Genomic DNA, 13,956 nt, shown 5'->3' with positions numbered 1-13,956 from the left:
ACGCTTTCGTACCGACTCAGGTCACAACTGCCCGGATAGTACAGGGAAGTTCGGACCCAGGACGGGGCAACAGCACGAGTGCCGCACCACGGGGAGCGGTGCGGCACTCGTCAGGTGCGGGGCGGCCTGGGCCGGAGGGGCTCAGTGGCCGCCGTTGTTGTTCCCGCCGTTATTACCGTTGTTGTTGTTGCCGTTATTGCTGTTGTTCCCGTTGTTCTTGGTGGTGGTGGTCGCCTTCACCGCGTCGGCCGGCTTGGCCGCGACGGTCAGACTGAGGTGCGGCAGCCCGCTCATCGACGCCACCATCGCCTGGTGCCAGACCGCGCCCGAGGTCAGGTAGCCCCACGCCTTCGCGTAGTACGTCCCACCGATGGTCTTGCCGGAGAGCGAGTACTTGCTCGGAGCGGACGGGTTGGTCATCATCGTCGCGTCGGAGATCTGCTTGGTGTAGCCGGCGAACCAGGCCTGGTCCTCGTTGTTGGTGGTACCGGTCTTGCCGGCGTCGTCGTAGCCGCCGATGTCGCCGATCGAGGCACCGGTGCCGCCCGGGTCCGAGACCACCGAGTGCAGCAGGGTGTTCACCGAGGCGGCGACGCTGGGGGTGAGCGCCTGGGTGCAGTTCGAACCCGGGACCTTGATGTCCTTGCCCGAGCTGTTGGTGATCCGGCTGATCGCGGTGGGGCTGCAGTAGGTCCCGTTGGCGGAGAAGGTCGCGTAGAGGTTGGCGATCTGCAGCGTGGTGAGGCTGTTGACGCCCAGGGTCAGCGTCTGCACCTGGTCCAGCGGGGTCAGCCCGCTGGGGGACTTGGAGTCCGCGCTGCCCTGGTAGGTGAGGCCCAGCCGCTGCGCCATCTTGACCACGTTGCAGAGGCCGACCTTGGCCTCCAGCGGCACGAAGTAGGTGTTCACCGAGGCGGCCATGGCCTGCACCATGTTGATGTTGCCGTACGGCGTCGTGGTGTCGTTCTCGTCACCGGGCGTCGCCAGCAGCCGGTCGCCGTTGCAGTTCGTCATCTCCGGGAAGTCGCCGCTGGCCACCGAGTTGATGGTGTAGCTCAGCGGGATCCCCTGCTCCAGCGCGGCCGCCGCGGTGACCGCCTTGAAGATGGATCCGGTGGGGAAGCCGCCGCCGCCGCTGTGCTGCGAGTCGGCGTTGTAGTTGATCTCGGTCTGGTTGGTGCCGGTGCCGTAGGGGCGGCTCTGCGCCATCGCCAGGATCTTGCCGGTGCCGGGCTCGACCATGGTCGAGGCGGCGATGGCCTTGTCACTCGCGTAGGCGTGGTCCTCGACCGCCTTGACGTCGGCGGCCTGGTCCTTGGGGTTCAGCGTGGTGTAGATCTTCAGGCCGCCGGTGTACCAGACCGCGGACCGCTCCTCGGCGGTCTTGCCGAAGGTGGGGTCCTTCAGAATGATCGACTTCACGTAGTCGCAGAAGAACTCCTCACCCTTCTTGGCGGTGATGCAGCCCTCGGACGCGTGCTTGATCTTCAGCTTGACCGGGGTGGCCTCGGCCGCCTTGGCCGCGGCCGGGGTGATGGTCCCGTACGAGGCCATCGAGTTGAGCACCTCGTTGCGGCGGGTGAGCGCGGCCTCCGGGTTGGCGATCGGGTCGTACTGCGAGGGAGCCTGCACCAGGCCGGCCAGCAGCGCGGCCTGCGGCAGCGTCAGCTCGCTGGCGTGGACGCTGAAGTACTGCTCCGCCGCCGCCTCGACGCCGTAGGCCTTGCCGCCGAAGTAGGTGATGTTGAGGTAGTCGTCGAGGATCTGCTGCTTGGTGAGCGTCTTCTCGAAGTTGATCGCGTACCGCAGTTCCTTGATCTTGCGGTCCGTGGTCTGCGCGGTGGCCTGGGCGACGAGGGTCGCGTCGTCGCCGGCCTCCTCGATGAAGATGTTCTTGACCAGCTGCTGGGTCAGCGTGGAACCACCCTGGGTGGAGCCGCTGGAGGCGTTGCGGGTCAGCGCGCGCAGCGTGCCGGTCAGGTCGATCGCGCCGTGCTGGTAGAACCGGTGGTCCTCGATGTCGATCAGCGCGTTCTGCATCACCGGAGCGATCTTGCTCAACGGCTCGACCTGGCGGTCCCGGGAGTAGACCGTGGCGATCACGCCGCCGTCGGCGTCGTAGATCGTCGACGACTGCGACAGGGTGGGGATCGCCAGGGAGTCGGAGATGCTGTTGAAGTCGTCGGCCGTGGACTTCGCCCCCAGACCGACCGCGCCCACCGCCGGGATCGCGAGCCCGGCGACGATCGCACCCGCCAGCACACTCGCGCCGACAAGGCCGAGGCCGTTGCCGACCTTCTGGAGGGGAGTGCTGATCTGCTTCGCTGCCATGGCCCCACGATAGGCGGCGACCTTAAGAGGATCCGACGTAGGGGCCGTCAGGACTGTCACGGAGTTGCCACAAATTACTGAGTGCCCGCGGAGTGTCCGCCCTTCGGCGCGGTCAGCGTCCCCGCGGCCGCCCGGGCGACCGCGGCGGCCAGGGCCGCCAGTGGCGGGGAGTCCAGTTTCCACTGCTGCCAGTACAGGGCGACCTCGACGGTCCGTCCCGGGGCCAGGTCGACCACGGTGCCGGCGGGCAGCTGCGCCGCCTGCTCGTCGGGCAGCATGCCCCAGCCGAGGCCGGCCGCGACCGCGCGGACGTAGGCGTCCGAGGCCGGGATGGAGTGCCGGACCCGGCCGGGACCGGGGACCGCCTGCGGGGCGAGGTCGCGGAGGAAGGCGTCCTGGAGGTCGTCGTCGCGGTTGAAGACGATCACCGGGGCCGACGGCAGGGTCTGCGCCACCGGGCCGCCGGCGAGCCAGCGTTCGACGAACCCGGGGGTGGCCCGGGCGCGGTAGGCCATGCTGCCGAGCGGACGCACGGTGCAGCCCGCCACCGGATGCGGTGAGGCGGTGATGGCGGCCGAGACCAGGCCCTGCCGCAGCAGGTCGGCGGTGCGGGCCTGGTCCTCCTTGTGGAGTTCGAAGCAGACCCGCAGCTCGGCGGGGACCCGGGAGAGGGCGGGCAGGAACCAGGTCGCCAGCGAGTCGGCGTTGACCGCGACGGCGAGCGTGGTGGCGGGTCCGGCCCCCGCGCCGCCGCCACTGCCGGCGTCGCGGCCGCTGCCGTCGCCGTTGCCGCCGCCCGGGGCCGGGAGGCCGAGCTCGGCCGCGGCGTCGTCCTCCAGCCGGACCAGCTGCCGGGCCAGCCGCACCAGCACCTCGCCGGAGCCGGTCGGCCTGGCCGGCTTGGTGCGCAGCACCAGGACCCGGCCGACCCGCCGCTCCAGCGCCTTGATCCGCTGGCTGACCGCCGAGGGCGTCAGCCGCAGCTCCTGCGCGGCCGCGTCGAAACTGCCCCGGTCCACGACGGAGAGCAGGGTACGGACCTGGTCGAGCGGGAGTTCCGACATCGTCGACATCACAGCTGCTAATGATACGTAAGAAACTTTAGCTGGCGTGATGTGTCCGGCCGCTTCTACGGTCGGACGCATGGACGCAGACATCGTCGCCGCCGCGGCCGGGCTCGGCACCGGCCTCTCGCTGATCGTCGCCATCGGCGCCCAGAACGCCTTCGTGCTGCGCCAGGGCATCCGGCGGCAGCACGTCCCGGCGATCGTCGGGATCTGCGCCCTCTCCGACGCGGTGCTGATCGCGCTGGGGGTGGCCGGCCTCGGCGCCCTGGTCCGCGGCTTCCCCGGGGTGATCACCGCGGTGGCCTGGATCGGCGGGGCGTTCCTGGTGGGGTACGGGCTGCTGGCCGCCCGGCGGGCGCTGCGGCCGGGACGGCTGGTCGAGGGACCGGCGGGCGCAGCGGCCGGCGGCGGGGGGTCGCTGGCGTCCTCGGTGCTCAGCTGCCTCGGCTTCACCTGGCTCAATCCGCATGTCTACCTGGACACCGTGCTGCTGCTGGGCAGCGTCGCCGCCGGGTACGGGCCGGCCCGCTGGATGTTCGCGCTGGGAGCGGCGACCGGCAGTGTGCTGTGGTTCAGCGGTCTGGGCTTCGGCGCCCGGCTGCTCGGTCCGGTGTTCGCCCGGCCGGGTGCCTGGCGGACCCTGGACCTGCTGATCGCGGCGACCATGCTGGCGATGGGTGTCGCGCTGGTGCTGCGTACCTGAAGACGCGCGCCTGAGGCGGCAGGGGTGCGTCCCGACTAAACTGTTCGATCAACTACGAACAGAACCGAGGGGTCGTCATGGGGACCGCCGAAACCGCAGCGGGCCGGGGCGCGCCGGAGCACCGGCATCCGCGCGAGGTGCCGCTGCAGGGCGCGCTCGCGGCGCTGGCCGATCCGGTGCGGCTGATCCTGGTCCGGGAACTGGCGGCCAGCCGGGACTGGGAGCGGTCCTGCGGCAGCTTCGACGTGCCGGTGCGCAAGGCGGCGCTGAGCCACCACTTCGCGGTGCTGCGCGAGGCCGGGCTGATCGAGCAGCGTGACAGCGGGGCCCGGCGGGTGAACCGGCTGCGCCGGGCCGAGTTCGACGCGCGCTTCCCCGGCCTGCTGGACCTGGTGCTGAGCGAGAAGCCGGACCGGTCGATCGCTGAGTAGTACATATGTTCGAAGAAGGCGTAGTCTGGATCCCATGACCGTCGCACTCCAGGGATCCCTGTTCGGCGAGGCGGAGGCCCCCGCCCTGCTGGGGTTGGACGGCGTGCGCCGGACCGCACTCGGGTACGGCGCCTGGGTGGACCTGCTCCCCGGCTGGCTCACCGGTGCGGACCTGCTGTTCGAGCACTTGGCCGGGACCGTGCCCTGGCGCGCCGAGCGGCGCGAGATGTACGAGCGCGTGGTCGGCGTCCCGCGGCTGCTGGCCTACTACGCCGACCGCGCCGAACTCCCGCATCCGGTGCTGGAACGGGCCCGTGCGGCGCTGAGCGCCCACTACGCGGCCGAGCTGGGGGAGCCGTTCCGCACCGCCGGGCTCTGCTACTACCGCGACGGCCGGGACAGCGTTGCCTGGCACGGCGACCGGATCGGCCGGGGACGGTCCGAGGACACCATGGTCGCGATCCTCTCGGTCGGCGAGCCGCGCGCCTTGCTGCTCCGGCCCAGGGACGGCGGGGACACCGTGCGGCTGATGCCCGGCCACGGCGATCTGCTGGTCATGGGCGGCTCCTGCCAGCGCACCCACGACCACGCGGTGCCCAAGACGGCCCGGCGGGTCGGCCCCCGGATCAGCATCCAGTTCCGCCCGCGCGGAGTGGCCTGAATGATCAGATCCCGGACGTCAAAGGACCGTTAAGACTGCCGGGATCACGCAGTGCGCGGGCTGCTCCGCCGCTGTCACTCTGGCCCAGGTGGCACGGAGTGCCACTACGGAGGATCTGCAGAGGCGGCGACAGCAGTGGGTGGCTTCACGGGGGTGGTCACGGGGTTCCCGACCGTGGTCTTCAGCTTCGCACTGGTCGTCGTCGTGGCGTACTGGGTGCTGGTTCTGCTCGGGGGAGCACACCTGCACGCGGGACACCACGGGGGTGGTGGCCACGGGGGCGGTCACGGGGGTGGCCACGGTGGCCACGGCGGCGGCCACGGCGGTCACGGGGGCAGCCACGGTGGCGGTCACGGAGGTCCGGCTGGGCACCACCACGGTGGTGTCCGCGGCGGACTGCGCCACCTCAACGGGGGTCTGCAGAGAACGTTCGGGCTGGGCGGGATGCCGGTCACCGTCGCGATTTCGCTGGTGGTCGCCTTCGCCTGGTTCGGCGCGCTGACCGGTCAGTCCCTGCTGGACGGCAGGCACGGGGGTGCCGTGCTGGCAGGGGCCCTGGTGGTCGGCTGGGCGGGGGCCCGGGTGCTGGCCTGGCCGCTGCGGCGGCTCATGCCGGCGCCCGCCCCGCCGCCCTCCCGCCGGGACTTCGTCGGACGTCCCTGCGTCATCCGCACCGGGCGGGTCGGCCCGGACTTCGGCCAGGCGGAGGTGCGCGCGGAGGACGGATCCGCGGCCCTGGTGCAGGTACGGCAGAGCCTCGACGAAGCGGCCGGGCCGGGGAGCGCGCTGTCCAAGGGCGCCTCAGCACTGATCTACGACTACGACGCCGAGGGCGAGTTCTTCCGGGTGATGCCGGGAGTCCCGGGCGCCAGCACCCGTCAGCTCAGCTGACGTAACTTCAGCAATCAATCACTCCAAGGCCGTTCAAGCGGCCGCCAAAGGGTCGGTCATGTCTGTTGTCACGATCGGAATCGGCGTGCTCGTCGCCGTCCTCCTGCTCATCGGCCTGGGCACGCTGCTGCTCTTCGGCCGGCTGTTCCGCAAGGTGGTGCAGGGCGAGGCCCTGATCATCAACAAGCCCAAGAACGTCGACGTCACCTTCACCGGCGCGCTGGTGCTGCCGATGGTGCACCGCGCCGAGGTGATGGACATCTCGGTGAAGACCATCGAGATCGTCCGCTCCGGCCGGGAGGGGATGATCTGCCAGGACAACATCCGCGCCGACATCAAGATCACCTTCTTCGTCCGGGTCAACAAGACCAAGGAGGACGTGGTCAAGGTGGCCCAGGCGATCGGCACCGACCGGGCCAGCCACCAGGAGACCCTGCAGACGCTGTTCGCCGCCAAGTTCGCCGAGGCGCTGCGCACCGTCGGCAAGCAACTGGACTTCATCGACCTCTACACCAAGCGCGAGGAGTTCCGGGACCGGATCATCGCCGCCATCGGCACCGACCTCAACGGCTACCACCTCGAGGACGCGGCCATCGACCACCTCGAACAGACCCCGATGGTGCAGCTGGACCCGGCCAACATCCTGGACGCCCAGGGCATCCGCAAGATCACCGAACTGACCGCGCTGGAGCACATCCGCACCAACGACTTCCAGCGCAACGAGCAGATGGAGATCACCCGCCAGGACGTCGACGCCCGCGAGGCCGTGCTGGAGCTGGAGCGGCGCCGGTCCGAGGCCGAGATCCGGCAGCGCAAGGGCATCGAGACACTGCGTGCCCAGGAGGAGGCGGCCACCCTGCAGGTGCAGGAGGAGGAGCGGCTGAAGTCGCACAGCGCCCTGCTGCGCACCGAGGAACTGCTCGGCGTCCAGCGGGAGAACCAGCAGCGGGAGATCGCCGTCGCCGAGAAGAACCGCGAGCGGGTGATCGCGGTGGAGACCGAGCGGATCGAGAAGGACCGGCTGCTGGAGGTCGTCAACCGGGAGCGCGAGGTCGAGCTGTCCCGCGCCGAGATGGAGCGCCAGGTCGAGGTGGAGCGCCGGGGCGTCGCCGAGGTGGTGCGCGAGCGCATCGCGGTGGACCGCACCGTCGCCGAGCAGGAGGAGGAGATCAAGCGGGTCCGGGTGGTGCAGGAGGCCGAGCGCACCCGCCAGGCCGTGATCATCACCGCTGAGGGCGAGGCCCAGGAGCAGCTGGTCAAGGACATCAAGGCGGCCGAGGCCGCCGAGCAGACCGCGCAGTTCTCCGCCCGGGAGCAGCTGGTGCTGGCCGAGGCCCGGCAGCAGACCGCGGAGCTGGACGCCACCGCCGCGGTGCGGCTGGCCGAGGGCGAGCGGGCCAGGGTCGGCGCGGCCGGGCTGGCCCAGGCCGAGGTGTCGGAGCGTCAGGCGATGGCGGACGCGGCCGGCATCAGGGCGAAGATGGAGGCCGAGGCCGAGGGCCTGCAGCAGAAGGCGGTCGGCATCGAGAAGGCCGGCCTGGCCGAGGCCGCGGTCGCCGAGAGCAAGGCGATGGCGGACGCGGCCGGGATCAGGGAGCGGCTGCTGGGCGAGGCGGCCGGCCTCAAGGAGAAGGCGGCGGCGATGGCCGCGCTGGACGAGGTGTCCCGGGCGCACGAGGAGTTCCGGCTGCGGCTGGCCGCGGACAAGGAGGTCAGGCTGGCCGCGCTGGAGGTGCAGCGCAAGGTCGCCGAGGCCCAGGCGTCGGTCCTGGCCGCCGGTCTCACCAGCGCGGACATCGACATCGTCGGCGGCGACAGCATGTTCTTCGAGAAGCTGGTCGGCGCGGTCTCCTTCGGCAAGGGCATCGACGCGGCGGTGGACAACTCCGACGTCATCAAGGCACTGGGTGCCGAGTGGCTGAGCGGCGAGAAGAGCTTCAGCAAGGACGCCACCGAGGTGCTCAGCTCGCTGGCGGCCGGCGGCCCCTGGAACCTGGCCATGCTGCTGAAGCTGCTGGGCACCGGAGCCGACGGGACGGCACCCGCCGTACCGCCCGTCCCGGCCCAGATCGTCAACGGCACCACCAAGTAATCCACCGCATCACAGAGGAGCAGGGAACAGCCATGGGCGTCGAGGACGGCACCTTCCAGATCCTGCGGACCCGGCTCGCGGACCGCGCGGCCGAGCTCGGCCGCCGGGCGGCGGAGCTGAACACCCGCCGGCAGGAGGTCTTCGGCGCCCCCGTGCTGGAGCTGGCGGCCTCGGCCCGGCTGCGCACCGCGGCCGAGGCCACCGCCTGCGGCATCATCGCCATCCGGCCCGGAGTCCTGCTGCTGGGGACCTCGGCGCCGGGCCTGGCCGAGGGCATGCTCTCGCTGCACGACGAGGACGGGGGACCGCTGGACCCCGGCACCGTCCCCGGCCTGCTGGACGACGAGCGGTTCCACCGGGACCTGGCCGAGCTGCTGCGCTACTACCGCGACGCCCGCCTGGTCGAGCTGGTCCGCACCACCTCCGCCCGGCTGCTCGCGGTGTTCCGCACCGGCGAGCAGGACGGCGACATCCGGGTGCTGCAGTGGAAACTGGCCGAACGTCAGGCCGAGTACCTGGACAACCACGGCGAGCGCGAGCTGCCCAGCCCGCCGGTCTTCGAACTGCCGTGGACCACCACCGGACGCGAGCAGCACGACAGCGGCCGGGTGCTGATCGAGGGCCGGGTCTCGGTGGCCGCCACCGGCGGCAGCCTGACCGTACGCTCCGCGGTCGACGGGCGGGAGCTGTACCGGGAGGCGGTCGACGACCCGCTGCAGAGCCTGGCCGACGCCGCCATCGCCTACACCGTCGCGGAACCGCTGCTGGTGCTCTGCGTCCGCCCCTACAACGAGGCCGCCGACCGCTACCTGGTCGTCAACACCCGTACCGGCTCGGTCCGCAGGCAGGACTCGCTGGCCCAGGGGGCCCGGCTGCTGCCGGCCGAGCAGGGCCTGATCTTCCCCGGCGGCTACGAACTGGCCGACGGCACCAACCGCGCCTTCCGCACCGACGGCACCGACGGGCTGCGCTTCGACGCGGTGCTGCCCTCGCTGGGCGGCGAGGACCTGCTCTACGTGCTGCGCCGGCCGGGCACGGCCCAGGTGCTGCTGCTGTCCTGGAACACCGTGCGCCGCGAGGCCGCGGCACCGCTGCACGGCGCCGGCTACACCCTGCTGCCCGACGGCACCCTCGCCCTGCTCAAGCCGGACCGCGAACCGGTGCGCGGCCATGAGATGCAGCTGTGGCACACCCCCTTCGCCTCCGCCGAGTTCGCGGCCTCGCAGCAGGTCGGCGAGGACCCGTTGGAGCGGATCGGCAACGCCGACCTGGTCCGCGGCATCGCCGACTGCCTGGATGTGGTCCGCAGCGCCTCCGGCGCCGACCTGGTGGACGCCGCGCTGATCCTGGACGCCTGCGCCAAGGCCGCCGACCGGCACTACTGGCTGGGCAGCACCGGGCTGCTGGAGCCGCTGGCCGAACTGCGCGACGCCGCCGAACAGGTCGGCGCCGAGCAGGCCAGGATCGGCGCACTGGCCGCCCGGGCCGCCGAGGCCGTCTCCGCGGCCCGGGAGGAGGCGGCCGCCCTGGTCCGCCGCTCCCACGGCGAACCCCCCACCGACGCCGACGGCTGGACCGCGCTGCTCGGCGAGCTGCGCCGGTCCCAGGGCCGGACCCGTTCGCTGCGCGAGCTGCCGCAGCTGGACCTGCCCGAACTGGAGGCCGTCGAGGCCTCGCTGGCAACGGAGTTGGAGTCGGCGACCGAACGCGCCTTCGGCTACTTCGCCGGCCCCGACGCCTTCGCCGCCCCGCTCGCCGCCGCCCGAGAGGCCGCGGACGGAGCAGCGGAGCTGGCCACCGCCGCCGAGGCGGGACGGGTCGCGGACCGGCTCGCCGAACAGGCCGAGTCGCTGACCACCGTCACCGACCTGGTCACCGGCGCGGTCACGGCCGACCCCGGCGCCGGCACCACGGTGCTGCTCGCCATCGGCGAGGTGCTGGCCGCCGTCAACCGGGCCCGGGCGATCCTGGACAGCCGCCGCCGCTCGCTGCTGGAGACCGAGCACCGCTCCGCCCACGCCGCCGAGTCCGCGCTGCTGGCCCAGGCCACCACCGCGGCCCTGGCCGCCGCCGACTCGCCCGCGGCCGCCGCCGACCAACTGGCCAGGCTGCTGTTGCGGCTGGACGGCCTGGAGGCCCGCTTCGCCGAGGCCGAGGACCTGGCGGCCGAGCTAGCCGAACGCCGCGAGTCGATCCAGCAGGCCTTCGCCGCCCGCCGGCAGACCCTGCTGGACGAGGCCGCCGCCCGCGCCGACCGGCTCGCGGACTCGGCCGGCCGCGCACTGGAGGCACTGCGCCGCCGGCTGGCCGGGCTGCACACGGCCGAGGACGTGCACGCCGCGCTGGCCGCCGACCCGATGGCGCTCCGGGTCCGTTCCGCGGCCGCCGAACTGCGCGCGCTCGACGACCGGGTCCGCGCCCAGGAGCTGGAGGACGGCCTCACCGGTGCCGGACAGACCGCGGTCCGCACCCTGCGGGACCGGGCCGACCTGTCCGCCGACGGCGGCGCCACGGTCCGGCTGGGCCGGCACCGCTTCGCGGTCCGCCGCGAGCCCGTCGAGCTGACCCTGCTCCCGGACGGGGACGGGCTGGCCTTCTCGGTCACCGGCACCGGCTACCGGCGCCCGGCGCACGACCCGGCGCTGCTGGCCGGACGCGAGTTCTGGACCCAGCCGCTGGTCAGCGAGTCGCCGCTGCTCTACCGCTCCGAGTACCTGGCAACAGGCCTGCTGGGCGCCACCACTGACGAACCGTTGGAGCAGCAGGTGCGCCGCGCCGCCGAGGCGGCGTACGACGAGGGCTACGAGCGGGGCGTGCACGACCAGGACGCGGTGCTGATCCTCGGCGCCCTGCTGCGGCTGCGCGCCGGGGCCGGCCTGCTGCAGCACCCCGCCGAGGTCCGCGCCGCCGCCCAGCTGTTCTGGGCCCACGGTGCGGACGAGGGCCGGCGCCGCAGCTGGCAGCGCCGGGCCCGCTCACTGGCCCTGGCCCGCAGCACCTTCGGCCCGGCCGCGGCGCTGACCGACCTGGCCGCCGAACTCTCCGACGCCGTCGCCCGGTTCGGCTCGGCGGCCGGGCTCCCGCAGACCCCGCCGGCCGGAGACTACCTGCTGGAGGAACTCGCCGACCCGACCGAGGGCTTCGCCGCCAGTGCCGACGCGCGCACCCTGCTGGACGCCTTCGAGCAGACCCCCGGCGGCCCGCTGCTCGCAGCCGACCTGCGGGAACTCGCCGACGACCTCCCGGCCCGGCACCAGCTCGCCACCGCCTGGCTCAGCGCCTTCGCCCCGGACGCCGCGACCGCGCTGCCCGAGGCGGTGTCCCAGCTCTGCGCCCCGGAGCTGCCCCGCTACCCGGTCGACGCCCCGCTGAGCGAGACCGTCGACGGCCTGCTCGGCAGCCACCCCCGGATCCAGGACGGCCGGCTCACCGTCCGCATCGACCAACTCCCCTACCAGGCCGCCCGGTTCCGGGCCGAGCGGGTCAGTGCGTTCCGCGCCTTCCAGCGACAGCGCGCGGACGCACTGGCCACCGAACGGGCCCGGCTGCGGCTGGACGACCACCGCCCGCGCCCGCTGGCCGGCTTCGTCCGCAACCAGCTGATCGACGAGGTCTACCTGCCGCTGATCGGCGACAACCTGGCCAAGCAGCTGGGTTCGGCCGACTCCACCTCGGCCGACCGCAGCGGCCTGCTGCTGCTGCTCTCCCCGCCCGGCTACGGCAAGTCCACGCTGCTGGAGTACGTCGCCGACCGGCTGGGGCTGCTGATGGTGCGCGTGGACGGCCCGGCCCTCGGCGCCGGTACCACCTCGCTCGACCCGGACCGCGCCCCGGACGCCGCCGCCCGCCGCGAGGTCGAGAAGATCGTCTTCGCGCTGGAGGCCGGCAGCAATGTGCTGCTGCACCTGGACGACATCCAGCACGTCTCGTCCGAGCTGCTGCAGAAGTTCATCCCGCTGTGCGACGCCCAGCGCCGGATCGAGGCCGTCAGCGACGGCCGGGCCCGCAGCTTCGACCTGCGCGGCCGCCGCTTCGCGGTCTCGCTGGCCGGCAACCCCTACACCACGTCGGGACAGCGGTTCCGGATCCCCGACATGCTCGCCAACCGCGCCGACGTCTGGAACCTCGGCGAGGTGCTGACGGGTCGTGAGGACCTGTTCGCACAGAGCTTCCTGGAGAACGCGCTGGCCGCCAACCCGGTGCTGGCGCCGCTCGCCGGGAGCCCCGCGGAGGAGCTGCGACTGCTGGTCAGGATGGCCGCCGGCGACCCCTCGGCGCAGGCGGACCAGCTGGCCCGTCCGGTCCAGGACCTGGACCGGGTGCTCGCGGTGCTGGCCAGGATGCGCCGGGTGCAGCAGACCGTGCTGGAGGTCAACCGCGCCTACATCGCCTCGGCCGCGCAGCAGGACGCCACCCGCACCGAGCCGCCGTTCCTGCTGCAGGGCTCCTACCGGACCATGGCGGCGCTGGCCGCCCGGATCGACCCGGTGCTCAACGACGCCGAGCTGGAGGCCCTGGTCGACGACCACTACCTGGCCGAGGCGCAGACCCTGGGCGCCGCCGCCGAGGCCAACCTGATCAAGCTGGCGCTGCTGCGCGGCCGCGCGACCGCCGAACAGACCGCCCGCTGGCGCCGGCTGTGCGCCGACCACGCCGCCGCAGACCACGAACCCGCGGACCACGCCCCCGGCGGCTACGAACCGGCCTGGTCCGGCCACCCCAACAACCGGGCCCCGAAGGCCGCCGTCTCCAGGGTGTAGCGCTGCAGCGCGTCGTCCGGGTCCAGCCCGGTGAGCCGGGCGATGCGCTCCAGCCGGTAGGACAGCGCCCGCACGCTCAGCCCCAGCCGCCGTGCGGCCTCGGCCGCGACATAGCGGGAGTCGGCGTACGCGGCCAGCGTCTCCAGCAGCGGGCCCGGGCCGCCGCGCGCGCCGACCAGCGGCTCCAGCACTCCGTGGATCAGCTCCTCCAGCGCGTCCCGGTCGCGCAGCAGCACCGGCAGGATCAGCAGGTCGGCGGCGCGCAGCAGCTGCCCGGGCAGCCGCAGCCGGTTGGCCTGCTCCAGCGCGTTGCGGGCCTCCTCGTAGGAGCGCACCACCCCGCCGGGGCCGCTGTGCGGCCGTCCCACCACCACCCGCCGGCCCTCGGTGAGCGCGGCGAACGCCTGCACCGCCGGGGCCTCGGCCGGACCGCCCGGCACGATGCAGACCAGCCGTCCGTGCTTCACCGCCAGCAGCACGTCCTGCTCGCCGAAGCGGCCCAGCAGCTGCCGCTCGACGCCCCGTACCAGCGGGTCCTCCAGGTCGTAGCCGTCGCCGTCGGCCACCGCGACCACATGGGCGCAGGCCAGGTTGAGGCCGAAGCGCTCGGCGTGCTCGGCCAGCCGGCCGAGGTCGCTGCGGCTGCTCAGCAGGTCGGCGACGAACTCGCGCCGGCCCGACTCGTCGCGCTGCAGCCGCTCCCGGTAGGCCCGGCCGTGCCCGGTGGCCAGCGCTGCCACCGCGGCCCGCAGCGCCGCCATCGAGGCGCCGTCCACGGTCCGCCCGGTCCACACCGCGCCGGTCTGCACCAGCCGCTCGTCCACCAGTTCGGCGAGCCCCCGGCCCTCCTGGGCGGCGCGGTCGCCGTAGGAGCGCAGTTGCTCCAGCTCCTCCCGGCGCAACCGCCGCCCCGTCTTCGCGACGTCCTCCAGCAGTCCGGCCCACTCGGCCGGATCGTGCCCTGCTGTGACAGCAGTGGCCATCTGCGGTTCCCTCCCCCGTACGGACTGCGACGCGCAA

9 protein-coding genes are annotated in these 13,956 nt (G+C 72.9%); 6 read left to right on the top strand and 3 right to left on the bottom strand.

The annotated features are described in order from the left end of the window. Positions 1 to 141: 141 nt before the first annotated feature. Positions 142 to 2,331, bottom strand: a complete 2,190-nt coding sequence (locus tag ABUW04_RS12935) for a transglycosylase domain-containing protein (protein ID WP_380564646.1) — start codon at positions 2,329 to 2,331, stop codon at positions 142 to 144. Positions 2,332 to 2,405: 74 nt separating this feature from the next. Then, positions 2,406 to 3,395: a LysR family transcriptional regulator ArgP gene (locus tag ABUW04_RS12930; RefSeq protein ID WP_380564645.1), complete on the bottom strand. Its 990-nt coding sequence runs from the start codon at positions 3,393 to 3,395 to the stop codon at positions 2,406 to 2,408. Positions 3,396 to 3,474: 79 nt separating this feature from the next. Between ABUW04_RS12930 and ABUW04_RS12925 the strand changes: the two genes are divergently transcribed. The 6 genes from ABUW04_RS12925 (at position 3,475) to ABUW04_RS12900 (ending at position 12,936) form a co-directional block, all read left to right on the top strand. Further along, positions 3,475 to 4,101, top strand: coding sequence for a LysE/ArgO family amino acid transporter (locus ABUW04_RS12925; RefSeq protein WP_030257944.1), 627 nt, complete (start codon positions 3,475 to 3,477; stop codon positions 4,099 to 4,101). 77 nt (positions 4,102 to 4,178) lie between these two features. Beyond that, complete coding sequence (locus ABUW04_RS12920) at positions 4,179 to 4,532, top strand: ArsR/SmtB family transcription factor (RefSeq protein ID WP_030257945.1); 354 nt, start codon at positions 4,179 to 4,181, stop codon at positions 4,530 to 4,532. Positions 4,533 to 4,566: 34 nt separating this feature from the next. After that, positions 4,567 to 5,193 (top strand): alpha-ketoglutarate-dependent dioxygenase AlkB, encoded by a 627-nt coding sequence (locus ABUW04_RS12915; protein WP_380564644.1) that lies wholly within the window; start codon positions 4,567 to 4,569, stop codon positions 5,191 to 5,193. A 444-nt stretch (positions 5,194 to 5,637) separates the two neighbouring features. Next, entirely contained in the window at positions 5,638 to 6,084 is a 447-nt protein-coding gene (locus ABUW04_RS12910) for a hypothetical protein (protein WP_380564643.1), read from the top strand. Between the two features lie 58 nt (positions 6,085 to 6,142). Then, on the top strand, positions 6,143 to 8,176 hold the full coding sequence (locus tag ABUW04_RS12905) for an SPFH domain-containing protein (RefSeq protein WP_157623873.1): 2,034 nt from the start codon (positions 6,143 to 6,145) through the stop codon (positions 8,174 to 8,176). A 32-nt stretch (positions 8,177 to 8,208) separates the two neighbouring features. Continuing rightward, a complete protein-coding gene (locus ABUW04_RS12900) occupies positions 8,209 to 12,936 on the top strand; it encodes a DNA repair ATPase (protein WP_380564642.1) in 4,728 nt (1,575 codons plus the stop codon). On the opposite strand, the gene ABUW04_RS12895 is transcribed toward ABUW04_RS12900, so the two are convergent. After that, a complete protein-coding gene (locus ABUW04_RS12895; RefSeq protein WP_380564641.1) occupies positions 12,870 to 13,919 on the bottom strand; it encodes a PucR family transcriptional regulator in 1,050 nt (349 codons plus the stop codon). The genes ABUW04_RS12900 and ABUW04_RS12895 overlap by 67 nt on opposite strands. Positions 13,920 to 13,956 lie beyond the last annotated feature (37 nt).

It is taken from the genome of Streptacidiphilus jeojiensis (genome assembly GCF_042510965.1).
Lineage (GTDB): Bacteria > Actinomycetota > Actinomycetes > Streptomycetales > Streptomycetaceae > Streptacidiphilus > Streptacidiphilus jeojiensis.
This window is presented reverse-complemented; position numbering and strand designations above follow the sequence as displayed.